Annotated in this window: 18 protein-coding genes; 9 read left to right on the top strand and 9 right to left on the bottom strand. The window is 70.0% G+C overall.

Annotated features, from left to right (window positions below; translation table 11 throughout):
- Positions 1-33: 33 nt before the first annotated feature.
- The 5 genes from ACZ69M_RS25120 to ACZ69M_RS25100 form a co-directional block, all read right to left on the bottom strand.
- A complete protein-coding gene (locus tag ACZ69M_RS25120) occupies positions 34-2145 on the bottom strand; it encodes an alpha-galactosidase (protein WP_470053050.1) in 2112 nt (703 codons plus the stop codon).
- Entirely contained in the window at positions 2142-3065 is a 924-nt protein-coding gene (locus tag ACZ69M_RS25115) for a carbohydrate ABC transporter permease (RefSeq protein WP_470053048.1), read from the bottom strand. Before ACZ69M_RS25115 ends, ACZ69M_RS25120 begins: the two co-directional genes overlap by 4 nt.
- Complete coding sequence (locus tag ACZ69M_RS25110; RefSeq protein WP_470053046.1) at positions 3062-3961, bottom strand: carbohydrate ABC transporter permease; 900 nt, start codon at positions 3959-3961, stop codon at positions 3062-3064. The genes ACZ69M_RS25115 and ACZ69M_RS25110 overlap by 4 nt, the downstream gene beginning before the upstream one ends.
- 2 nt (positions 3962-3963) lie before the next feature.
- Positions 3964-5256, bottom strand: coding sequence for an ABC transporter substrate-binding protein (locus ACZ69M_RS25105; RefSeq protein WP_470053044.1), 1293 nt, complete (start codon positions 5254-5256; stop codon positions 3964-3966).
- A gap of 202 nt (positions 5257-5458) precedes the next feature.
- Positions 5459-7570 carry a DUF8189 domain-containing protein gene (locus ACZ69M_RS25100; protein WP_470053042.1) on the bottom strand — a complete coding sequence of 704 codons (2112 nt, stop codon included), beginning with the start codon at positions 7568-7570 and terminating at the stop codon, positions 5459-5461.
- Positions 7571-7928: 358 nt separating this feature from the next.
- Between ACZ69M_RS25100 and msrA the strand changes: the two genes are divergently transcribed.
- Positions 7929-8441, top strand: a complete 513-nt coding sequence (msrA, locus tag ACZ69M_RS25095) for a peptide-methionine (S)-S-oxide reductase MsrA (RefSeq protein WP_352047539.1) — start codon at positions 7929-7931, stop codon at positions 8439-8441.
- 386 nt (positions 8442-8827) lie between these two features.
- On the top strand, positions 8828-9370 hold the full coding sequence (locus ACZ69M_RS25090) for a hypothetical protein (protein WP_470053040.1): 543 nt from the start codon (positions 8828-8830) through the stop codon (positions 9368-9370).
- Between the two features lie 41 nt (positions 9371-9411).
- On the opposite strand, the gene ACZ69M_RS25085 is transcribed toward ACZ69M_RS25090, so the two are convergent.
- Positions 9412-9951, bottom strand: coding sequence for a hypothetical protein (locus ACZ69M_RS25085; RefSeq protein ID WP_470053038.1), 540 nt, complete (start codon positions 9949-9951; stop codon positions 9412-9414).
- A 529-nt stretch (positions 9952-10480) separates the two neighbouring features.
- Between ACZ69M_RS25085 and ACZ69M_RS25080 the strand changes: the two genes are divergently transcribed.
- Entirely contained in the window at positions 10481-11521 is a 1041-nt protein-coding gene (locus ACZ69M_RS25080) for an NAD(P)H-dependent flavin oxidoreductase (RefSeq protein WP_470053036.1), read from the top strand.
- Positions 11522-11895: 374 nt separating this feature from the next.
- On the opposite strand, the gene ACZ69M_RS25075 is transcribed toward ACZ69M_RS25080, so the two are convergent.
- Entirely contained in the window at positions 11896-12777 is an 882-nt protein-coding gene (locus ACZ69M_RS25075; protein WP_470053034.1) for an SDR family oxidoreductase, read from the bottom strand.
- A gap of 85 nt (positions 12778-12862) precedes the next feature.
- On the opposite strand from ACZ69M_RS25075, the gene ACZ69M_RS25070 reads away from it, so the two are divergent.
- The 4 genes from ACZ69M_RS25070 to ACZ69M_RS25055 all read left to right on the top strand — a co-directional run bounded on the left by ACZ69M_RS25070 (position 12863) and on the right by ACZ69M_RS25055 (position 18644).
- Complete coding sequence (locus ACZ69M_RS25070) at positions 12863-13441, top strand: TetR/AcrR family transcriptional regulator (protein WP_470053032.1); 579 nt, start codon at positions 12863-12865, stop codon at positions 13439-13441.
- 397 nt (positions 13442-13838) lie between these two features.
- Entirely contained in the window at positions 13839-14327 is a 489-nt protein-coding gene (locus ACZ69M_RS25065) for a DUF1003 domain-containing protein (protein ID WP_470053030.1), read from the top strand.
- Positions 14328-14508: 181 nt separating this feature from the next.
- Positions 14509-17196, top strand: a complete 2688-nt coding sequence (locus tag ACZ69M_RS25060; RefSeq protein WP_470053028.1) for an MGH1-like glycoside hydrolase domain-containing protein — start codon at positions 14509-14511, stop codon at positions 17194-17196.
- Positions 17193-18644, top strand: a complete 1452-nt coding sequence (locus ACZ69M_RS25055) for an alpha-amylase (RefSeq protein WP_470053026.1) — start codon at positions 17193-17195, stop codon at positions 18642-18644. The genes ACZ69M_RS25060 and ACZ69M_RS25055 overlap by 4 nt, the downstream gene beginning before the upstream one ends.
- 174 nt (positions 18645-18818) lie before the next feature.
- On the opposite strand, the gene ACZ69M_RS25050 is transcribed toward ACZ69M_RS25055, so the two are convergent.
- A complete protein-coding gene (locus ACZ69M_RS25050) occupies positions 18819-19580 on the bottom strand; it encodes a helix-turn-helix transcriptional regulator (RefSeq protein ID WP_470053024.1) in 762 nt (253 codons plus the stop codon).
- A gap of 55 nt (positions 19581-19635) precedes the next feature.
- Here ACZ69M_RS25050 and ACZ69M_RS25045 point away from each other — a divergent pair, with 55 nt between their 5' ends.
- On the top strand, positions 19636-20991 hold the full coding sequence (locus ACZ69M_RS25045) for an MFS transporter (RefSeq protein ID WP_470053022.1): 1356 nt from the start codon (positions 19636-19638) through the stop codon (positions 20989-20991).
- Here ACZ69M_RS25045 and ACZ69M_RS25040 read toward each other — a convergent pair.
- The gene (locus ACZ69M_RS25040) at positions 20981-22432 is read right to left on the bottom strand and encodes a PucR family transcriptional regulator (protein ID WP_470053021.1); all 1452 of its coding nucleotides are present in this window, start codon (positions 22430-22432) and stop codon (positions 20981-20983) included. The two genes, ACZ69M_RS25045 and ACZ69M_RS25040, sit on opposite strands and share 11 nt — an antisense overlap.
- A 104-nt stretch (positions 22433-22536) precedes the next feature.
- Between ACZ69M_RS25040 and ACZ69M_RS25035 the strand changes: the two genes are divergently transcribed.
- Positions 22537-24072, top strand: a complete 1536-nt coding sequence (locus ACZ69M_RS25035) for a purine-cytosine permease family protein (protein ID WP_470053019.1) — start codon at positions 22537-22539, stop codon at positions 24070-24072.
- Positions 24073-24115 lie beyond the last annotated feature (43 nt).

Raw genomic sequence — 24115 nt, 5'->3', positions numbered from 1 at the left:
GTTCGAGAGGTGGGGCGAATTCTTCCGTTGTCGTCACTGCCGGGCCAGCACGGTCAGCTCCGCGTCGTGTCCGGCGGTCCAGGCGAACGGCAGCCCCGAGTGGAGCAGGTACGCGCCGCTGTAGCGGGTGCCGGTCGCGGTGTCGGTGTAGCCGGCGTCCGGTCTCAGGCCGCGCAGTCGGAGCCGGGCGGCCCGGCCGGGCACCAGGGGCGCGCCGTCGAGCGGGCCGGTGTTCCAGGCCGTCACCACCAGGCGGGCGCCGCCGGGTTCCTCGTACTGGATGCCGCAGGTCGGGTCGGCGGGGCTGCCGAGCAGGCTCACCTCGCCGTGGTGGACGATGTCGCGGACTTCCTTGTAGCGGGCGATCCACTCGGCGGCCTCGGCGCGCTGCTGCGGCGTCCAGTGGCGTATGTCGGCGCCGATGCCCAGAACTCCGGCGATGGAGTTGACGAACCGGAAGGCGAGGGAGCGGGGACGCGGGTCGAAGACGCCGGGGGCGTCGGTGACCCAGGAGCTCATGGTGTGCGGGGCGTGCGCGTGGAGGTAGCCGTACTGGATGCGCAGCCGGTCCATGGGCGCGGTGTTGTCGCTGGGCCACATCACGTCGGTGCGGGCGAGGGTGGCGTGCTCGACGCGGGCGCCACCGCCGGCGCAGCCCTCGACGGTGACGTGCGGGTGGGCGGTGCGCAGGTGGTCCAGGACACGCAGGTAGCCGGCGACGTGGGCGGCGTCGAGGTCCTGGAGCTCGGGATCGGGACCGGCCGGGTGGCCGGGGCGGCCGCGCTCGGTGGGCGGCCGGTTCATGTCCCACTTGAGGTAGCTGATGGCGTACGAGCCGAGCAGCCGGTCGAGCGTGCCGAGGACGAAGTCCTGGACGTCCTCGCGTCCGAGGTCGAGCAGGAGCTGGTTGCGTACGAGCGTCGCGGGCCGGTCCTCGATCCGGTACACCCACTCGGGGTGCTCGGCATAGAGCCTGGAGCGGGGGCTGATGCCCTCGGGCTCCACCCAGAGTCCGAAGTCCATGCCGAGGGCGCGGACGTCCTCGACGAACCGGTCGAACCCGCCGGGGAATTCGGCCGGGTCCGGGTCCCAGTCGCCGAGACCGCCGGTGTCGTCGGCGCGTCCGGTGAACCAGCCGTCGTCGACGACGAAGAGTTCGGCGCCCAGGTCCGCGGCCGTCCTGGCGAGCTCCAGCTGCCCGGCGGCGTCGACGTCGAAGCCGGTCGCCTCCCACGAGTTGTAGAGGACCCTGCGCCGCCGGTGGATCCGGTCGCCTGTGAGGTGCCGCTCGTAGCGGTGCCAGACGCGGGCCAGTCCGTCGAGCCCGTCCGGGCTGAAGGCGCAGGCCAGCCGCGGTGTGACGAGGGTGGCGCCGGGCGCGAGGCGGACCGCGCCCTCGTGGGGCACGCGGCCGGCGCGTACGCGTACGGCGCCGCCGGGCTCGGCGTCGGCGGTGATCCGCCAGTTGCCGGACCACTCCAGGGCGATGCCGTACGTGGGGGTGGCGCCCCCGGCGGGGGCGGCGGCGTCCTGGACCGCGAGCCAGGGGTGGTACGCGTGCCCGGCCGAGCCCTGGGTGCTCTCCATCTCGAAGCGGCCGCGCTCCAGCTCCACGTGCTTCAGCTGGAACTCCTGCGACCACTGTCCGGCCAGGTACGTCAGCCGCGCGCCGCCCTGGACGGGCACGTTGACGGCGGCGGAGTCGAAGCGCTCCAGGCGGACCTCGGTCTCGCCGGTGCAGGTCAGCTCCGTCCAGCGCAGCACGACGTCCGTGCCGGGCACCGTCTCGTAGCGGAGCGTCGTACGCAGCCCGAGGACGTCGTCGGCGAACTCCAGGCGCAGCGCCCGGTCGCCGACCTGCGTGGCGCCGGTGAAGCGCCACCAGCTGCCGCGGTCGCCGCCGGGACGGGAGGCGACCAGGTCGGCGCCGGTGAACGGCCGCAGCCCGTACGGGATGTACTCGGCCGGGGCGGCGTCGGCGGGGACGATGAAGTGGGTGCGCCGCGACCAGTCCATGGGCGACGGCCCGTCCTCGACGCCGTGCGGCCCCCAGGCGGCGAGTTCGGCCCAGCGGTCGTCGCCGCCGAGGGTGACTGCGTAGGTGGTGGTGTCGGTGCGCAGCAGCCACCGGTCGTGCACGGTCACTTGACGGCTCCGAGGTTCAGTCCGGCCACGAAGTGGCGCTGGAAGCGGAGGAAGACGGCCACCGTCGGGGCGGCGGCGATCACCGAGCCGGCCGCGATCACGTTCCACATGGACACGTACTGGCCCTGCAACCCGATGAGGGAGGCGGTGATGGGCATCTGGGAGTCGGTGCGCAGCACCGTGATCGCCCACAGCAGGTCGTTGAATATCCAGGTGAACGACAGGGCGGTCAGCGCGGCCAGCGCCGGGCGGGCCAGCGGCAGGATGACCCGCCAGTAGATCTGCCACGGGTTCGCGCCGTCGATGACGGCGGCCTGCTGGATCTCGCCGGGGATCGCCCGCATGAAGCCGTGCAGGACGAAGACGTAGAAGCCGACGCCGAAGCCGACCTGGACGCCGATGAGGGCGTACAACTGGTCGTAGATGCCGAGCATTTCGCTGAGCTTGGAGACCGGGATCAGCAGGATCTGCGGGGGCAGCAGGTTGCCGCCGAGCATGAGCAGCAGCAGGACGCGCCGGAAGGGCAGGTCGTAGCGGCTGAGCGCGAAGGCCGCCATGGACGCGAGGCCGAGCGAGAGCAGCACGGTGGGGATGGTGACCAGCATGCTGTTGATGAGGGCGCGCTGCTGGCCGCCGTCCACCCACGCCTGCCGGAAGCTGTCGAAGGTGAACGAGTGCGGCCAGCTGCCGACGCCGTGCGCGGCGATGTCGTCGAACGTCCGGGTGCTGGTGACCAGGACGAGGGCGATCGGCAGCAGCCACAGGGCGGAGATCAGGCCCGCGGAGAGGTGGAAGCCGGCGGTGCGCAGGGCGCGGCCGCTCAGGACGGGGCGGCGGCGCGCCACGACTTGGGCAGGGCCCGGCCGGCTCTCCGGGCCCTCGGCGTCCTTGAGGTCCGTGGTGGTGTGGGTGGCGGTCATGAGTCGGCCTCCCGGAAGGCGCGCACGAGGTAGCTCGCGATGACGCCGAAGGCCAGCACGAAGATGACGACGGCGAGTGCGGAGCCGTATCCCAGGCGCAGCGACTGGAACGCGGTGGAGTACATGTAGGTGCTCAGCAGTTCGGAGGAGTGGTACGGGCCGCCGCGGGTGAGCGCCCACACCACGTCGAACGAGCGCAGCGAGTCGATGACGATCACCGACAGGACGACCGCGTTGACGCTGCGCAGCTGCGGCAGGGTGATGTGCCGGAACTGCTGCAGGCGGGTGGCGCCGTCGACCTTCGCCGCCTCGTACAGCACGGGGTCGATGCCCTTGAGGCCGGCCAGGTACAGCACCATCACGTAGCCGACCTGGCGCCACAGCGCGGGCACGATCACCGCGTAGAAGGCGGTGTCCTGGTCGGCGAGCCAGGCGTGCTTCAAGCCACCCAGACCGATGGCTTCCAGCACGTTGTTGATCAGGCCGTCCGGCTGGTACATGGCCTGCCACACCAGCGCGGTCGCGACCAGTGAGAAGACCACCGGCAGGAAGAGCGCCGCACGGTAGAAGCCGATGCCGCGCCGCTCCTGCTGGAGCAGCAGCGCGGCACCGAGCCCGAGGGCGGCGGACAGCCCGCCGAAGAGCAGCAGCCACAGCACCGTGTTGACTGCGGCGGTGCGGAAGACCTCGTCGTGCACCATCTCGCTGAAGTTGCCGAGGCCGACGAACTTCGGGGCCGACAGACCGTCCCAAGAGGTCAGGGAGAGGTAGAAGCCCTGGAGGGCCGGCCAGAAGACCCAGAACGCCTCGACGAGCAGCGGGACGAGGACGAAGGCCAGGACCACCGGGGGCACCCGCGTGGCCCTGGACCGTCGTGTGGAGCCGAGCAAAGCCATTGTCACTGGCTCCAGATCTTCTGTGCGCTGCGCTGCCACGTGGTGAGGATGGAGCCGATCTCCTTGGGCTTGGCCAGGTAGTGCACGAGCGCCGTGTCGGCGGTCGGCTGGAGCGCGTCGCTGGAGTCCCGGTTGAAGAACTGCGTCACGTCGGTGGCGCTCTCGATGAGTTTGCGGCCCTTGAGGACGAGCGGCGTGCCGGCGTCCTTGGCGTCCGGGTGCGTGGGCAGCGCGGTGCCGGAGGAGTTCTTGAGGTACAGCTCCTGCGCCTCGGCGGAGGCCAGGTAGCGCAGCAGTTCCTTGACGCCGTCGGCGCGCTTGGTGCGGGCGCTGGCGAAGTAGCCGTCCGTGGGCGCCTCTTCGGCGACCGGCACCTTCGGGTCGATGATGGGGAACTGGAAGAAGTCCAGGTCGCCCAGGGCGTCCTTGGGGGCGGCGTCGGCGAAGAAGGTACCGATGAGCATCATGCCGGTGCGGCCCTGGAGGAGGGCGGTGGTGGCGTCCTGGAAGGGGATCGCCGTGCCGTTGGGATCGAAGTACGGCCGGGCCTGGTCCCAGGTGTCGAAGACCTTGCGGACCTCGGGGTCGTCGAAGCGGTGCTTGCCCGCGAGGAGTTCGCGGTGGTACTTGGCGCCGTTGACGCGGATGTCGAGGTAGTCGAACCAGGCGGAGGCCACCCACGGGGTGTCGCCGCCGGCGCCGAGGCCGATCGGGGCGACACCCTTGCTCTTGAGCTTGTCGCACAGGCCGAGGAACTCGTCCCAGGTCTTGGGCTCCTTCACGCCCCACTTGGCGAAGTTGGACTTCCGGTAGAACATGCCCCACCAGTAGTAGCTGGTGGGCACGAAGACCTTCTTGCCGCTGGAGGCCGAGGTGCACAGCTTCTTCAGCGCGTCGGAGTAGCCCGCGAGTTCGGGCTTCTCCCATACGTCGTCGAGACCGAGGAGCAGGTCCTTCTTGGCGTACGACTCGGCCACGGAGCCGGGGTACCAGGTGTAGGCGTCCGGCGGGTTGGCCGACGTGAGGTAGGTCGGCAGCTGGGTGCGGAAGGTCTCGGACGCGACGGTGTTGAGCTGCGCCCTGGTGTCGCCGCGCTTGTCGAAGGCGGCGACGACCGCCTGCAACGCGGTCTTGGCCTGCGGAGAGGAGAGGTTGGACTGCAGGGTCACCGGGCCGCCGGACTTTCCTCCGGAGGCGGACGGACTCTGGGTGACGCAGCCGCTGAGCAGCGCGCCGGCACCGACTGCGCCGGCTCCTACGAGGAATCTGCGGCGGTTGGCGTTGAAGGCGGTCATCTATGCACTCCCTAAGTGCCCACGGAACGGAGCTGAGGCCCCCTGACGGCCCGGCTCTGCCTGCGGCAGGCACAGCCTGTCTCAGGGGCCCGGACACCGTCAAGATTAATTACTAATTTATTTCTTGGAGGGTGTGCCTCCGGGCCGGACAAGGCCCGGAGGCACACCCTGTTGGTTCTGCGTGTTCTGGAGCGCGCGGAGCTCAGAGCCCGGTCTGGTGGACGCGGCCGTCCACCCCGCGGTAGGCGGCCAGTACGCCGCCGTCCGGCCCGGCGACCGCACCGAGCGCGCCGTCGAAGGCACCGCTGACGAAGTCGGTGTCCTTGCTCCAGCCTGCCCAGCCACCGCCGGCGGTCCAACTGCGCGTCCAGAGCGTGTAGTCCCCGGCCCGCGCGTACAGGTGGACGGTGCCTCCGGAGGCCACCAAGGTCGGGCTGCCACTGGTCGTGCCGCCGAGGGCCGTCCAGTCCGACCAGGTGCCGGAGGTGTCGCGGGTACGCGACCACACCGAGTCGTCGGGGGTGCGCACGGCCAGGTGCAGCCGTCCGGCGTCGTCGACGACGGCCGACGGACGTCCGTAGAACGGCCGGCCCTGCGGGGCGCCGAGCGAGGTCCAGCCGGAGGCCGGGCCGCGCGACCACACACTGCCGTCCGCACCGCGCCCGAACAGGGTCCAGTCGTCCGGTCCCGCGAAGGCCGCGGTCGGCGCGTCCGTCAGCGTCCCGCCGAGGCTCTGCCAGCGCCCCCAGTGCCCGTCCGCGTACACGCGCCGGTAGGCGGTGTCGTCGGTGCCGCGCACGAAGACGTCGATCCGTCCCCCGGCCGAGGCGTACGCCGCCGGCTGACCCAGGATGCGTCCGCGCGTCGGGCCACCCAGATCGGTGGTCCGGGACGTGGCCCAGTCACCACCGCGCGCGGTCTGCGCGCGCAGCGCGCCGTCCGTGCCGCGGGTGAAGGCGGTCAGCGTGTCGCCGTCGCGCACCAGGGCCGGGCTCGCCGACGAGCGGCCGGGAAGCTGCGTGCCGGGGGCCTGGTCGGTGCCGGTCAACTTGAGGAAGGCCGTGCCGTGCGCGGGGACGCGCACCGTGTACGAGCCGGTGAAGGTGCCGCGCGAGGCACGGGCCCGCAGGTCACGCACCGCGACCTCGCCCGCGAGGCCGGCGTCCGCGAAGGTCACCGTGCGGTCCTGCGCCTGGTCGGAACGGTTGAGCAGGACGACCGCCCGCTTACCCGCGCCCTGCAATACCTTGCTGTAGACGTCGCCGACCGAGTCGGTCGCCACGCGGGCGCCCTGGATGCCCAGCGGGTCCTGGTCGACGGCGATGATCTCGGGGTTGCGCAGGGTGTCGATCATCGACTGCCCCAGGGTGCGCGGGTCACTGCCGAGCACGAGCGGCGAGGCCATCTCGGCCCACATCACGAACTGAGTGGTCGACTCCTCCTCCGTCAGCTCGTAGCCACCCTCGGCGAGCTTGCGCATCGGGATGAGGTAGTCGGGGTCGTTCCAGTGCCCGGGCCCCTGGGCCTCGGGGTGCCAGGCGTTGGCATCCATGTTGCGCAGGATGTTCGGCCACTCCCCCGCGGTCGGGGTGCCCCAGGCGATGTCGGTGCCGGTGCGCCAGGAGTCGGCTGCCGTCGGACCGTAGACGAAGGTGTTGTGCGCGTCCTGTTCCGGGGTGTGCGGCATGCCCCAGTCGTCGGTGAGCGGGTTGCACAGATTGAGCAGCATCTTCCGCCCGGACTTGGCGACGGCGTCGCTGAACTCCTTGAAGGCGGGGCCCGGATCGAGCCCGGCGCCGATGCCGCAGAGGAAGTCCACCTTGATGGCGTCGACCTTCCACCCGGCGAACTGGCGGGCGTCCTGCTCGTAGTGACCGCGGCTGCCCAGGCCGCACCACTTCCCGCCGTCGTACTCACCCGCGTCGGTGTAGATGCCGACCTTGAGGCCCCGCTTGTGCAGGTACGTCACCAGCGCGGGGATGCCGGACGGAAAGCGGGTGGGGTTGGCCACGAGCCTGCCCGTCTGCGGATCGCGCGGCTGGTCCGCCTGCCAACCGCCGTCCAGCCAGACGATGTCGTAACCGCTGTCGCGCAGCCCGCTGCTGACGAGGTGGTCGGCGACCTTCTTGACCTGGTCCTCCGTCGGGGCGCCGAGCCCGTAGTAGGTGTTCCATCCCATGTACGGCGTGGAGGAGAGACCGCTGTCGTAGTACTGCGGCGCGCCCTGGTCGTCCGCGGCGTGTGCCGCCGGAACCGCCGACCCGACCAGCACCACGGCACCGAGCACCACCGCGGTCCGCCGCGGTCGCGCCATCCCTGCACGATGCGAAGCCACTGAATTCTCCCGAGAGTTGGGGGTACGGGGCACCGCGCTCCGATCGTGCCTGGGCGCCGGTGCCACGGCGGAAACTGTGCCCAGGCCCCTCAAGCCTGTCAATATTAATTGCTAATTAACTTAAAAACGGGATCTCGCGGTGACGTAGGCACCGCCCCGGGACGGTTTCCGCAGGCTGCGGCGGTGCCCCAGCCCCGGCTGATCGCCGGCGGGGCGGGCCGGCGCGGAATTGTTTGGAACCCTCACGCGCTGATGAAGCCAGAGGGCATGGGATGCCGCCGGTGTGCGAGCCGAGCAGCCCGAGTGACCGAGGCGACAGACATTGGAGGGGCCGAAAATGGCAGCGCAGACGCAGAGGGCCGTACTGGCGGGCGGATGCTTCTGGGGGATGGAAGACCTGATCCGCCGGCTCCCGGGCGTGACAGCGACCCGGGTCGGATACACCGGGGGTGACGTGCCGAACGCGACGTACCGCAACCACGGCACCCACGCGGAGGCCATCGAGATCCACTTCGACCCCGAGAAGACCGACTTCCGCACGATCTTGGAGTTCTTCTTCCAGATCCACGACCCGAGCACCAAGAACCGCCAGGGCAACGACATCGGTCTCAGCTACCGCTCGGCGATCTACTACGTGGACGACGAGCAGAAGCGGATCGCCGAGGACACCATCGCGGACGTGGACGCCTCCGGACTGTGGCCGGGCAAGGTCGTCACCGAGGTCGAGCCGGTCGGCCCCTTCTGGGAGGCCGAGCCCGAGCACCAGGACTACCTGGAGCGTTACCCCGATGGGTACACCTGCCACTTCCCGCGCCCGGGATGGCGGCTGCCCGCCCGCGCGGACGGCTGACCACGCGGAGAACTGACCGCGCGAGGCGGCAATCAGCTCATCCAGCGTGAGGAAGAACGGCGAGTGCGTCGGCGACCGGACCGGTCGCCGACGCCCGGGAAGCACGTCAAGGCATGGCCCGTCCTGGCGTTCGGGGCCGGTCGCCGGCCAGCCGTGTACCGCCGACGTGGTCAGGGGCGTGCATGCTGGCGAGCAGACGGAGGCGTTCTTCGGAGGCGCTGCCCGGCTGTGCGTGGCAGGTGACCAGCGTCTGCCCGCCGGTGCCCGGGACCAGCAGTTTTTCGTAGTGCCTACGGCCAGTCCAGGACCGCCGCCATCCTTCTGGCCGAGGCCTGCGGACCCCCGAGCCCTACCGCAAGACGATCGAGCAGGGCGCCGCGACCACCGTGTTCCTCGCCGCTTCCCCGCTGGTCGACGGCGTCGGCGGCCGCTATTTCGAGGACGTCGACGAGGCCCCTCTCGTCCACACCCGGCCCACCCGGCTGGGCGCCCCCGGCGTGGCCCTCTACCCACTGGACCCGGCGAACGCCGAACGCCTGTGGGAACTGGCGAGCGACATCGTCCGCCGATCGGCAGAAAGCCCGACCAGGGTCGGTTTCATCGGTCCCGGTGACCGGGGCGGCACCATGGCAGAAACCATCGGCGAGCGAGGCTTCGAGTGGGGGCAGCTGCCGAGTGCGGCGACTGTGCCGGCCTCGACTGGAACCGCGCCGGGCTATCAGTTGATGCCGTTCCCGTGCCTGGTCAAGGCATGGCGGGGCCCCTCCGCCCGGGGCGGGGCTTCATCCGGCATTTGCACGCAAAGCCTGCGTGCTCATACCCATCCCGATCACCTTCATACAGCAGCCTCCGCTTGCCTCTCAAAGGCCCCGGTGAAAGGTGAAGAGCTCGGCCGAAATCAGCAGTGCGCCCGGGAATCCATGCAGTGAGACGGCATGGAATCCCGGGCTTGCGATGCGTGCAGCGTTGCCTAGTTGCAGTTCGTCGAGTCTCGAACGGCATTGACGAGGTAGGTGCTTGAGCTTGAGCTGTTCTTCATCAGTGCGGTGACAGTGCCGCAACCGCCGTGGGCGCGATAGACAGGTCCCGCATACTCGCTGAAGTTGCCCTCGTCACTCGCACAGCCCTCTGCCGTGTAGTTCGAGCAGAGCTTGAGCTTCATCCACTTCGCGCCACTCGTGTTGTTGTCGAAGATGGCACACGTAGGAGCGTCATTACTCGCGGGGTTGGATCCCTTGACGTAGACGAAGAGGGTCCCGAGGCGCGAGGCGTCGGGCAACTGCTCGGCCCTGTAGAGATTGTATCCCGTACCGCAGACAGTTGCGGCTGCTACGACTGCGACGGGATTCTCCGCCGCAATTGCCCTGGCGTTCTTGTCGGCCTTGACCGAAATGCTGGGAACCGGCTGGTCGGCCGCCGCGACCTGCGGAGCAGTCAGGCCGAGGATGCCCAGGCTGGCTGCAGCCGCCGAAATGACGATTCTTGCTGAGTGCTTGCTTCGCACGGTCATGAGATCCCCCTCTGGAAATCGTTCGAGTTGCCGCCCAAGAAACTCAAGAATCATTTATGGGCGAAGCGAATAACAGCAGCGCGAGCCAATCAGATCGTCCCTCCCGCTGTCTACGTGGATTCCCGCGAGAAAGCGGATGCTGTCGTTCCGCTGTGACCCTACGCGCGTGGACCTTCCTCTCTCGAGGGGAAGAATCAGGCAATCGCCCGACCGCCTAGTTACCCGTAGTCCCGCCCCCGGGTAAGTCGAGTGACGCACGTCACATCGCGGGTGAAGTTACCGGCCTGTCTGCTTTTGGCCATTGGCCGAATATTGGCGGGAGTTCGCCCCCACTACGGCAGTGCTGATGTGGAAAGGCGACGACACCTGCGTGCCTCCGTAGAGTTCGCCGCCGGTTACCGGTCTCCACCGCCGCGCACCTCCGCCGACCTGTGTAAATCAGGGGGACGGCGACCTGGGTGTTTCCCCGGCGGTGCGGGGCGTGTCCGATGCGTCGCATGGGATTCAGGCATCCAAGGACCGTCTCGGCATGCCGCCCGTTGGCGCTTCATCAGTCCGCTACTGTGCGGCCATGTTGCAGACGAGATTCACCGATATGTTCGGGCTTGCTCATCCGGTGATGTCGGCCCCCATGGCCCTGCACAGCGGCGGGACACTCGCCGCCGCGGTCTCCGCCGCCGGCGGCCTCGGCTGTTTCGCGGGTACACATCCCTGGAAGGGACCCGACTGGATCCGTGCGGAGGTCGCGACCATCCGCGCCACGACGGAACGGCCGTTCGCAGTCGGGTTCATCACGCCGTTCCTCCCCTTCACCGAGCCCCTGTTCGACGCCACCCTGGAGGAGCGGCCAGCGGTCGTCGCATTGTCGTTCGCCGATCCCCAGCCGTGGCTCTCGCGGGCCAAGGATGCGGGAGCCCGGGTGATGTGCCAGGTCCAGAACTACGAGGACGCCGAGGCGGCGGTTGCCGCGGGGGCCGATGTCCTCGTGGCGCAGGGCAACGAGGCCGGCGGTCACACCGGGACGATGGGTCTGCTGCCGTTCCTGACGGGGATCGTGCGCAGGTACCCCGATGTCCCGGTGCTGGCCGCAGGCGGCATTGGCGACGGACGAACGCTCGCGGCCGTCCTCACCGCCGGCGCGGACGGTGCCTGGCTGGGCACTGCATTCCTTGCCACACCCGAGGCGGTCGAGGTGCACGACATCCACAAGCGCCTGATCGTCGAGAGCGACGGCGGCGACACCGTATGGACACGGGCCTACGACATCGTGTCAGGACTGCCATGGCCGACCGGTATCGGTGAACGCGTCCGCCGCAACCGGTTCACCGACGAGTGGGCGGAGCGCGAACCAACGCTGCGGGACCGCGCGGAGGAACTCAGGCCTGCGGAGGGTGCCAACCCCTTCGGGGCCCCGCCCGACCCCGACACGGGAGAGATCATCTACGGCCAGTCGGCGTCCTTCGTCGATGGCGTACGCCCGGCCGCTGACGTGGTCCGGGCCGTCAGCGAGGAAGCCGAAGCGATCCTGGATTCGCGGCCTCGCTCGCTGCTCGGCCGCCCGACGACCTGATAGGCGTGACAGCCGGCCCCGGCGGAAACGGCCACACGCGCCCATGCCGTGGAATGCGCAGGCCCGCTGATCACCGCGTTCCGGGGCGGTGTGCTTGATCCGCCGACGCCGCTGGTAACGGCGGTCGCCGCCTGATGAGTACGCTTTGTCACCGCTCAGATGGTCCGGCCGGGTGTGCGAGTGGCCGCCCGCCGGACAGTGCACGCGCATGCGTTCCAGGACCGCGATCACCCGATCATCTGCGGAACGATCCCCCGTTCTCCCCGCTGACTTGAGGATTCACGGAACTGCGGACAGAGCCGACGTAGATGAGGGCCTTCCGCTGCCGGCGTGAACGTCGGCAGCGGTCCGCCCGATCATCCCCCGGTCGCCGGTCAGGGCTGGATGTTCTCCAGGTCCTCCAGGAGGCGCGGATGCTTCGGCTCCCAGCCGAGTGCCTGCTGGGTGTGGGTGCTGGACGAGGGCTGGTCGGTCGCGAAGATCGGGCCGAGAGGACCGTAGGTCTCCGACGGGACCGACTCGACGGACAGGCCCAGCCGTCGGCCGATGACCGTGGCGATGTCCCTCACCTTGTCTCCCTCGTCGGCCACGGCGTGCCAGGAGGTACCGGCCGGCGCCTGTTCCAGTGCGAGCCGGAAGAGGACTGCCGCGTCGAGCGCGTGCACGGCCGGCCAACGCTGTGCGCCGTCGCCCGGGTAGCCGGACACTCCGGTCTGGCGTGCGATGCCGGTGAGCAGACCGGCGAACCCGCCCGTGCCCTGGTTGTGAACCGTGCGCGGCATGCGTACGGCCGTGCTCCGGACTCCGCGTGCGGCCAGGCCCAGGACCGCCGTGACCGCGCGACCGCGACCACCGACCGGCCCGTCGGTCGGCACGGGGTCCGCCTCGGTGGAGACGCGGCCCGGCACATAGGGCGTACCCGAGACGGTGACGAAGGGGCGGTCGCTGCCGACGAGTTCCTCGCCGAGGGCAGCGAGGGCGGCACTTTCCTCGGCGACCGCCCGTGCGAGGGCGTCTGGGCTGCTGAAGTCGTTGGCGAATGCCAAGTGGATCACCCCGTCGGCCTCAGCAACGCCGGCGCGCAGGCTGTCCAGATCGGCGAGACCTCCCCGGAGCGGTTCGGCGCCGGCCGCCTCGGCGACCAGCGCGGACGCGTCGGAGCGGGCGAGCGCGAGGACGGTGTGGCCGTTGCCGAGCAGCTCGGCGACGACGGCGGAACCGATCAGACCGGTGCCACCGGTGACAAAGACGCGCATGAAACTCTCCCCCAAGTGATGGGACTCTTGTCCCATCACCATAGCAGGGTGATGGGACAAGAGTTCCATCACGTACGATGGCCCCATGGGTCGATGGGAACCAGGCGCACGCGAACGCCTCGTCATGGCCGCCTGCGACCTGTTCACCGAGCAGGGCTACGACGCCACGACGGTCGCGCAGATCGCCGAGCGCGCAGGGGTCACGAAAAGCACCTTCTTCCGGCACTTCCCCGACAAGCGCGAGCTGCTGGTGGCCGGACAGGAGACGCTGAGCCGACTGCTCGCCGAGGGGATCGCCGAGGCGCCCGGTGATGCCAGCCCGCTCGAGGCGGTCGCTGCCGGTCTTGAGCGCGCCTCGAGCGCGATGGGCCCCATGAACCGCGAGCTCGCCCCTCGCCTCAAGGCGGCCGTCGCCGCCAGCGCCGAACTTCAAGAACGTGACGCCCTCAAGAGCGTCAGCCTCGCGGCCGCGATGACAGTCGCTCTGATCGCCCGCGGCGTACCCGATCCGACCGCGGCTCTCGCGGGCGAGCTGGGCGTCCTCGCGTTCAAGCGGGGGTACGCCGAATGGTCCGAGGCCGACCGCGACGCCGAGGACGGGCTCGCCGAGTACACCCTGGCGGCCCTGGACGAGCTGCGTGCGGCGAGCGCAGCGCTGGGCTGACCGGACACACCTCACCCGTCGCTCACAGAACCGCGGTCACAGCCGTTTTCCAGAGTCCCCATCAGCTTTTCGAGCCGGGTGGTCTCGTCGCGATGGGTCCGCTGCTGAGGCCGGGCCGGCATGATCGGCCGGGGCCGCCTCCCGGCTGGACCGTCGGATCCGACAGCCGCGACTTCGTTGGCCGCAAGCTCGACTCGGCGGGCCACCGGCTCCCTTGCGTCTCGTCGACAACCAGGTCCGGAACGGACGGCCGGTCCCCTCTTCAGAACAAAGAGGCCGCCGTCGTCCTGACCGTGCCGCGCACGGACTCGTACGCAGTGAATCGGCCCGAGGGGGGCACCTGCTCCGCGCGTACCCTGGCGGGCGTCTCGCGTGAGCAACTGATCGAGGAGTGACCATGGCCTCTGGAACCAATAGGTTGGACATACGTCTTCCGAACGAGCGGGCCGTTCTCGCGCGGATGCGCGGGACCCAGGACCGGATCGCGGACGCGATCACCACCTTCGCCGGAACGATGTTGTTCGTCTATCTCCACGCGGCATGGTTTGCGGTCTGGATCGCCTTCAACGAGGGACTGTTCGGCCACTCCGCGGTCTGGGACCCGTACCCGTTCGGACTGCTCACCATGATCGTCAGCCTTGAGGCGATCTTTCTGTCCACCTTCGTGATGGTGAGTCAGAACCGCCAGGCGATGCGCGAGAAGGTCCGCGCCGACCTGGACTTCGAGACCAACGTCCGCTCCGAGGTGTGGTCGGTTCACATCGGCCAGGCCCTCGGGGTCGACGCCCAGCAGGTCGAACAGGCGGTACAGACCCTTCTCGCGCAGAACCAGGCGAAGTTGAACGGCGCCGAGCGGACACCGTCCGCCCATGAGCCGATCGACTGAAGCCGCGACGCCGACCCGGCGGTGACGATGACCTGGAGCGGTCCTGAACCGTACGGCGTCCGGGGAGGCATGTCCGAGGGGCACCGCACACAGCTTCGGCAACTGAGGCCCCGCAGGGCCGTTGCGGCCGAGTCCGAGACGCCGGAGTCTGAGTGAAGGCGCGGGATGGGGAGGGTGTGCGATGACGGAGAACACGGGCGGGGCGGACCCCGAGCGACTGCGGCTCGCGGAGGCCGACGCGGGGCGGGCGGCGTGGCGGCGCTGGGGGCCGTATCTGAGCGAGCGGCAGTGGGGCACGGTCCGCGAGGACTACAGCCCCGGCGGTGACGCCTGGTCGTACTTCACCCACGACCAGGCCCGCTCACGGGCCTACCGCTGGGGCGAGGACGGCATCGCGGGCGTCAGCGACGACAAGCAGCGGCTGTGCTTCGCGCTCGCCCTGTGGAACGGCCGGGATCCGATCCTCAAGGAGCGGATGTTCGGCCTGACCAACGCCGAGGGCAATCACGGGGAGGACGTCAAGGAGTACTACTTCCACCTCGACTCGACGCCCACCCACTCGTACATGAAGTACCTCTACAAGTACCCGCAGGGCGCCTTCCCGTACGACGATCTCGTGACCGTCAACCGGTCTCGCGGCCGGCACGATCCCGAGTACGAACTCCTCGACACCGGCGTCTTCGACGAGGACCGCTACTTCGACGTGTTCGTCGAGTACGCCAAGGCAGGCCCCGAGGACCTGCTGGTCGAGATCACCGCGCACAACCGCGGCCCCGACGAGGCCACCCTCCATCTGCTGCCGACCCTGTGGTTCCGGCACACGTGGTCCTGGGCGGGCGGCACCGCCGTGCCCGGCCTGCGGCGCACCCCGGGCGCGATCCGTGCCGTTCATGAGGAACTCGGCACGCGGTGGCTGTACTTCACCGGCGAGACGCAGACCCTGTTCACCGAGAACGACACCGACAACGAGCGCGTCTTCGGCAGTCCGAACACTACTCCGTACGTCAAGGACGGCATCGACCGGTACGTCGTCCAGGGCGCGACCGGCGCCGTCAACCCGCAGCAGACCGGCACGAAGGCCGCCGTGCACCACGTCCTGACCGTGCCCGCCGGTGACAGCGTCACCGTGCGGCTGCGCCTGACCGACACCGAACTCGCGGACCCCTGGGCCGAGTTCAACCAGGAGCTCGACACGCGGCGGACCGAGGCCGACGTGTTCTTCGAGGGCGTCGTCCCCGAGGGACTGGCCGAGGACGAACGGCGCATGGTGCGCCAGGCGCTCGCCGGAATGCTGTGGAGCAAGCAGTACTACTACCTCGACGTCGAGCGCTGGCTCGCCGAGCACGGTGTCGATCCGCTGGCCGCCGACCCCCGTGTCCGCAACAGCTCCTGGTACCACATGGTCAACGACGAGGTCATCTCGATGCCGGACACCTGGGAATACCCCTGGTTCGCGGCCTGGGACCTCGCCTTCCACGCCATCTCCCTGTCCATGGTCGACATCGGTTTCGCCAAGTCGCAGCTGGAGTTGCTGCTGCGGCGGCTGTATCTGCATCCCAACGGCCAGATCCCGGCGTACGAATGGAACTTCGGCGACGTCAACCCGCCGGTGCACGCCTGGGCCGTCCTCTTCGTCTACGAGCTGGAGAAGCACCGCACGGGCCGCGGCGACCGGGTCTTCCTGGAGAGCGCCTTCCAGAAGCTGATGAAGAACTTCACCTGGTGGCTCAACCGCAAGGACGTCGACGGCAACAACGTCTTCCAGGGCGGCTTCCTCGGTCTCGACAACATCGGCGTCTTCGACCGCAGCGCCCCGCTGCCCACCGGCGGCCACCTCGACCAGGCCGACGGCACCGCGTGGATGGCCCTGTACTGCCAGAACCTCCTGGAGATCGCCCTCGAACTGGCCGACGACAACCGGGTCTACGTCGAGCACGCACAGACCCTGTTCGAGCACTTCGCCTGGATCACGGTCGCGATGAACCACATCGGCGACGACAACCAGAGCCTGTGGGACGACGAGGACGGCTTCTTCTACGACGTCCTGCGCCTGCCCGACGGCAGCGCGACCCGGCTGAAGGTCCGCTCCCTGGTCGGGCTGATCCCGCTCGCCGCGACCAGCGTGATCGGCGGCTGGACGGATCAGCGTTTCCCGGAACTGGTCCAGGGGGCACGGGAGTTCGTGCGCGGGCACCCGGCCGTCGAGGCCCTGGTCTCCTCCCACCACGTCCTCGGGCCGGGCGCGGCGGGGCACCATCTGTTCGCCCTGTTCGACGAGGACCGGCTGCGGCGCGTCCTGTCCCGCATGCTCGACGAGGACGAGTTCCTCGGCCCGCACGGCATCCGCTCACTGTCGCGGTATCACGCCGCGCACCCGTACACCTTCGAGGTGCACGGCGAGCCGTACGGGGTCGGCTATCTTCCCGCCGAGTCGGATTCGGGCATGTTCGGGGGCAATTCCAACTGGCGTGGCCCGGTGTGGTTCCCGGTCAACCTCCTCCTCGTCCGCGCCCTGCTGAACCTGCACGCCTACCACGGCGACGACTTCACCGTGGAGTGCCCGACCGGCTCCGGCCGCCGGATGAACCTCTACGAGGTCGCGCGCGAGATCTCCGGCCGGCTCACCTCCACCTTCCTCAGCGATGCCGAGGGCCACCGCCCGGTGCACGGCACCCAGCCCAAGTTCGCCAAGGACCCGCACTGGAAGGACCTGATCCTGTTCTACGAGTACTTCCACGGAGACAACGGCGCCGGCCTCGGCGCCTCCCACCAGACCGGCTGGACGGGCCTGGCCGCGGTCACCGCCACCCTGTTCCATCTCGTCGGCGACGGCGACTGGGGCGCCCTGAGGGAGGAACCCCTGTCATGACGGTGATATACGAGATCAACACCCTGGTCTGGCTCCGCGAGTCGGGCCATCGGTACGGACGTCCGGTCACTCTGGGCAACGTGCCCGGCGAGGTCTGGGACGAGGTCGCACGGCCGGGTGTGGACACCGTATGGCTGATGGGTGTGTGGGAGCGCAGCCCGGCGGGACTCGGCATCGCCCTGCGGGACGACCGTCTGCTCGCCTCCTTCCGCGACGCCCTGCCCGACCTCACCCCGGCGGACATCGCCGGGTCCCCGTACTGCGTACGGAACTACGTCGTCGACGAGAGCCTCGGCGGCCCCGAGGGACTGGCCGCGGCACGGGCCGAACTGGCCGCGCGGGGCGTACGCCTGATCCTGGACTACGTCCCCAATCACGTGGCCCCCGACCATCCTTGGCTCACCGAGCGCCCGGACTGCCTGGTCCGGGGCACGCCGGACGACCTGGCCCGCGCACCCGAGGCCTTCCTGGAGGCGAGCGGGCAGGTGTACGCGCGCGGCCGGGACCCGTACTTCCCGCCGTGGCCGGACGTCGTGCAGCTGAACGCCTTCAGCGACGACCTGCGGGCGGCGGCGGTGGACACGCTGGCGGCGATCGGCGACCAGGCGGACGGAGTGCGCTGCGACATGGCGATGCTCCTCATGAACGACGTGTTCGCGAAGACATGGGGCGACCTCGCGGGAGCGGCCCCCACGGAGGACTTCTGGCCGTACGTCATCCCCCGTGTGCGGGAGCGCCACCCGGATCTCCTCTTCGTCGCGGAGGCGTACTGGGACCTCGAATGGGATCTCCAGCAGCAGGGCTTCGACCACTGCTACGACAAACGGCTCTACGACCGCCTGGTCCACGAGGGCGCCGGATCCGTCCGCGCCCACCTCGGCGCCGGCCTCGCCTACCAGCGCCGGCTCGTCCGCTTCCTGGAGAACCACGACGAACCCCGGGCCGCCGCCACCCTGTCCGACGGAAGGGAACGCGCCGCGGCCGTGGCCGTCGCCACCCTGCCCGGCGCGACCCTCTGGCACGAGGGCCAGTTCGAAGGACGCCGCGTGCGCCCGCCCGTGTTCCTCTCACGTCGGCCCCAGGAACCGGCCGACGCGTCCCTGCACGACTTCTACGACCGCCTGGTGAGCGCCGCGGCCCCCGTCCGCGAGGGCGACTGGGACCTGCGGACCTGCACGGGGTGGCCGGACAACGACACCCACCACAACCTGCTCGCCTGGTCCTGGACCGGCGGCCGGGAGCGGTACCTCGTCGTGATCAACTACTCGGACGGGCCCGCCCAGGGGCGGGTTCCGCTGCCCTGGGCCGACTTGCGCGGCCGGTCGTGCGAACTGACCGAACTGCTCACCGAGGACACTTACGAACGGGAGGGCGACGAACTGGTCGACCCGGGCCTGTTCGTCGCCCTCGACGCGTGGCACTGGCACCTGCTCTCGCTCCGCCGGTAGGAGACGGGTGGCCCCTGCGGCTCGGCCGCCGGGGCCACCCCCTTCCTCATGACGCTCATGACGCCTCTCGCGTCCCCGTGGGCTTCTCGGAGTGGGCGGTGGCGCGGACCTCATCAGCCGCCGGGCGACGGACCCCAGGTCGACGAACAGGCCGCGATCAGGCGGCCTGTGGATCTACCCGCCGGATCCGATGCGATAGGTTCCCGGTGTCTGGCCCATGGTGCGGCCGAACGTGTCGATGAACGCACTGGTCGTGGCCCACCCGCAGCGTCGTCCCGTTTCGCTGACGCTTGCTCCTTCCGCCAGCAGCACCATGGCGTGAAAGACCCGGATGTTGGTCCTCCACTGCGGATACGTCATGCCGAACTCGGCCCTGAACAACCTGGCCAGGGTGCGCTCGCTCACGCCGATGCGCCGTGCCAGCCAGGCGGCGGTCCGCGGTTGCCGCAGATCGTCGGTCACCAGCTCGCATGCCTGGCGCAGCAGGGAGTTGCTGGGGGTGGGCAGCGTCAAGGGCTCCACGAGGGCTCGGCGCAGCCGGTCCCGCAGGACGGCGCGCAGGTGGCGTGCCTCCTGCTCCGGGAGGGACGGTTCACTGCACGCGATGATCAGTTCACGCACCAGGGCGTCCACGACCACCACGACCGGCGCCTCGGACCTCAGCAGGACGTCGTGGGCGGCGAAGCCGAGCGTGTGCACAGAGGTGTGCCCGTGTACCCGGTGCTGATGCCAGGTGCCCGCCGGAATCCACACGGCGCGCGCGCTGGACGCCACCCAGGACGCCTCGCCCGTCTGCACGGCCACCACACCGGCGCTGACGTAGAGAAGCTGGTGATAGCCATGCCGGTGGCGGCCGATGACCTCACCCGCGAGGTGGGCATGGGTGCTGTCCCTGGGTTCCGCCGCCGCCTTCTCCGCCTGACCGTTTTCCGACATACGACGGCAGAATAACGGAAGCGGCGCACCGTGCGGTCCTGCCAGCGTTATGACCATGCCCACGACATCCGACACCCCGCGTGATCTTCCCCCCGCCGCCCCACCCGCACTGAAGGCCCGGCTGGCCTCCGGTCTGCGCGGCGTCACCCTCGACACGCGCCCGCTGGCACTCCCCGTCTTCCGGCGCCTGTTGATCGGGCAGAGCGCGGCATACGTCGGGACCATGGTCACCGGCGTCACCATCCCGGTACAGATCTACGCGCTGTCGCGGTCGTCGCTGTCCGTAGGGCTGACGGGACTGGCCGCCCTCGTGCCGCTCGTGGTCTTCGGCCTGTACGGCGGTGCCATCGCCGACCGGTTCGACCGCCGTGTGCTCTACCTGGCGTCGGCATGCCTCACCTGGGCGACCACACTCGCCCTGCTGCTTCAGGCGGTCGTCGATCTGCGCTCGGTTCCCCTCATTCTCGCCCTCGTCGCCGTCCAGTCCGGCGCCTTCGCCGTGTCGTCCGCCGCCCGGGGCGCGATCATTCCCCGCATCGTTCCCACACCCCTGGTACCCGCCGCGAACACGCTGTACTTCACCGCCGGCAACGTCGGGCAGGTCGCCGGGCCGCTCGTAGCGGGCATCCTGATCTCGCTGCCGAACGGCTACTGCTGGGCGTACGGCGCCGACGCCGTGCTGTTCTCTCTCCTGCTGTACTCGGCCGTTCACCTGCCCCCGATCATGCCGACCGGATCGGGGACCCGGACCGGCGGGCTGCGCTCGGTCTTCGACGGGCTGCGGTTCATCGCCGCCGCCCCCGTGCTGTGGATGTCCTTCGCGGTCGACATCGCGGCGATGACGTTGGCCATGCCGACCGCCCTGTTCCCGGAAGCGGCTCAGGTGCGCTTCGGCGGAGGGGTGGGGCTGCTGTACTCGGCCATCGCCATCGGGTCGGTCGTAGCGGGGCTGTTCAGCGGATGGATCGGACGCGTGCGCCGCCAAGGCCGGGCACTGGCCCTCGCCGTCACCGCCTGGGCGGCGGCCATCGCCCTCGCGGGCACCGTCCACCACCTCCTCGCCGCCGCGGCCCTACTGGCCGCTGCCGGAGCGGCGGACCTCGTCAGCGCGGTCTACCGCGAGACGATTCTGCAAACCTACGCACCTGACGCCATGCGCGGCCGTCTGCAGGGCGTCTTCACCGTCGTCGTCGCCGGCGGTCCCCGCCTCGGAGACCTGCGCGCCGGCGCCATGGCCTCCGCCACCGGTCTCGGCCTCGCGTGGACAGGCAGCTCGCTGCTCTGCATGATCGTCGTCACCGTCGGCGCCCTGCTTGTGCGACCGTTCTGGCGCTATTCCGTCACCTCGGCACAGCCTCCGTCCCCACCGGCGCAGCCCTCCCCGCCCGCCGTCGACCCGCTCAGTCGGTGAGGCCCAGCGCCCCCGCTGCCTGGATCGCCAGCCAGACCTCGGCCAGGGCTCCCGTCGACGTCAGGTCACGATCGGCGAGGGAGCCGAAGCGGCGCAGCCGGTAGGCGAGGGTGTTGGGGTGGATGTGGAGCGCCGCCGCAGCCGTCTCGGTACGGCGGTCGCGCTCCATCCAGGTGCGGACGGAGACCAGCAGCTGCGAGTCATGGGCCTCGTCGTAGCGCAGGACCTCACCGAGCACGTGCTCGACCAGCGCGGTCAGGACAGCGGGGTCGTCGGGCAGCCACCGGCCCGTCGAGTCGTCGCCGTATCGGACGACGGGGCGGCCCGACTCCGCGGCCTTGGAGACCGCCCAGAGCGCCTCGCGCTGGGCGACCTTCAGTGCGGCGCCCGGCAGGAAGGGGCGGCTGATCCCGGCCGCGACGGCCGGGAGCTCACCGACGGCCGCTCCCAGTTCCGGTGCCCCCAGGACGTAGCGGTCCTCGCCTCGGGTGAGCAGCAGATGAGGCCGGTCCTCCAGACAGCGCAGCAGCGCCTCGTCGGTGGTGTGGCGCACGACGAGGAGGACGGTGTCGCCCTCGATCGCGTGCCGGGCGAGCCGGCGGCGCGCCGCCTCCGGGTCGAGCACCTCCTGCAGCAGTTCGGCCAGCGTCTCCGCGCCCTCGCGGCGCAGCGTCTCGCGTTCGTTGCGCACCATCGCCACCCGCAGCGCGGCCACGGTGGCGATGTGCTGGACGACGGCGAGTCCCGCGGGCTGGGCGCCCTGACGCTCGTATGCGACGAGAAAGCCCGCCGGGCCCCCGGGCGCGGGCACCGGGAGGACGAATCCGCCGGGGATCGTGGGCGGAGCGTCGACGGAGGCGGGCAGGACAGCGGGATCCGGTACGGGCACGCCGGGCAGGAGAGGGCGGCCCTGCGGGGTGCAGAGGTAGACGTCGTATCCCGACAGGCCTTCGAGACGGCGCAGGAGTGTCGGCGTGTCGAGGTTCTCGGCGACGAGCCAGCGCAGCGCGCCGAAGACCTGGAGCTGCGCGCCCAGCCGGTGCCGGGCGTCCTCCTGGGCCGCGGCCGCGATCTCCTGGGCGACGGCGATGAACGGGACGGCGAGCGGCACTTCGAGGACCGGGAAGCCCCGCTCCTCCGCCGCCTGGAAGAACGCGTCGTGCAGCGGGGGCATGTGCAGCTGCGCGGAGAGCGCGAGAGCGGACACCCCGGCGTCGTCCAGCCGCTCCAGATAGGCACGCTGTCCGGCCGCGGTACGGGGGACCGCCAGGCCCGCCGTCATGATCACCTCGGCGCCCAGGAGCCAGGGTGTCGGATCGGCGAGCTCGCTGGCGTGTGCCCAGGACACGGACCGGTTCAGACCGCCGCTGCCGGCCTTCACGGAGAGCTGGAGTGCGGGGAAGGAGAGCAGGTCCCCGACGGTGAGTTTGTTGCTGGCCACACAAAACAGCGTAAGTCTCTGTGATGGACACAATTGTCGCTGGTCAGCCATGGGCCACAGACTGTGAAACCGTCCCCCTTGCATGAACGGAAGGTGAATCGCCCGTGACGAGCTCGATCACCGAAATCGAGACCTATGGTGTCGAGCGGATCCCGGACGAGGACCGCACGGCCCGCCCGATCGATCTGTTCCGGCTCGCCTTCGGCGGTGCCAACACCTTCGCGACCTGTGTGCTGGGCGCCTTCCCGATCCTCTTCGGCCTCTCCTTCTGGCAGGGGCTCGCGGCGACCGTCCTCGGCCTCGTGGCGGGTGCGCTGCTGCTGGCCCCGATGGCACTGTTCGGCCCTGCCAACGGCACGAACAACGCCGTCTCCTCCTCCGCGCACCTGGGCGTGCACGGCCGGGTCGTCGGCTCGTTCCTCTCCCTGCTCACCGCCGTCGCGTTCTTCTCGATCTCGGTGTGGTCCTCGGGAGACGCGCTGGTCGGCGGCGCCCACCGGCTCGTCCACGTCCCCGAGTCGGACGTCACCTACGGCATCGCGTACGCGATCTTCGCCGGGCTCGTACTCGTCGTGTGCATCTACGGTTTCCGGTTCATGCTGCTGGTCAACAAGATCGCGGTACTGGCGGCATCGGCCCTCTTCGTGCTCGGCGCCTTCGCCTTCGCGGGCGACTTCGACCCCGGTTACGCGGGAACCTTCACCTCCACCGCCGACCCGCTGTTCTGGCCGTCGTTCATCGGCGCCGCGCTGATCGTGCTCTCCAACCCGGTCTCCTTCGGCGCGTTCCTCGGTGACTGGTCCCGCTACATCCCGGCTGGGACCCCGCGCCGCCGGATCATGGGGGCCGCGTTCCTCGCACAGGTCGCCACCCTGCTGCCGTTCCTCTTCGGTCTGGCCACCGCGTCGATCATCGCGTCGAAGGCCGCGAAGTACGTCGACCCGGCCGCCCCGAACTACGTGGGCGGACTGCTCGCGATCTCACCCGGCTGGTACTTCCTGCCGCTCTGCCTGATCGCCCTGATCGGCGGCCTCTCCACCGGCACGACGTCCCTGTACGGCACAGGGCTCGACTTCTCCAGCGTCTTCACACGCTTCAGCCGCGTCCAGGCCACCTTCTTCATCGGCGCCCTGTCCATCGCGTTCATCTTCGCCGGCCGCTTCGCGCTCAACCTCGCGCAGTCCATCTCCACCTTCGCCACCCTGATCATCACCTGTACGGCACCGTGGATGATCGTCATGACGCTCGGCTACGTCACCCGGCGCGGCTGGTACGACGCGGACGCGCTGCAGGTCTTCAACCGCCGTCAGCGCGGCGGCCGCTACTGGTTCACGCACGGCTGGAACTGGCGCGGCATGTCCACCTGGCTCGTCTCCGCCGTCGTGGCACTCCTCTTCACCAACCTGCCCGGCCAGTTCGTCGGCCCGCTGGGCAACCTCGCGGGCGGTACGGACATCTCGCTGCCGGTCGGCCTCGCCCTCGCGGTCGTGCTCTACCTCGCCCTGCTCACCCTGTTCCCCGAGCCGCGCGCCGTGTACGGACCGGCCGGACCCCGCTTCGTCCGGGCGTCGGACGCCCCGGTGCCCCCGATCACCGGCGGCAGCGAGGAGATCGTCCCCGAACCCGCCGCGGCCCACTGAGGCCTCACTCCCCCATAACCGAACGCCCGCCGTTCCGGCCCCG

The sequence above is a fragment of the Streptomyces sp. NPDC107454 genome, assembly GCF_055582885.1.
Note: the sequence above shows the minus strand (reverse complement) of the source record. Positions and strands in the feature narration are given on the sequence as shown.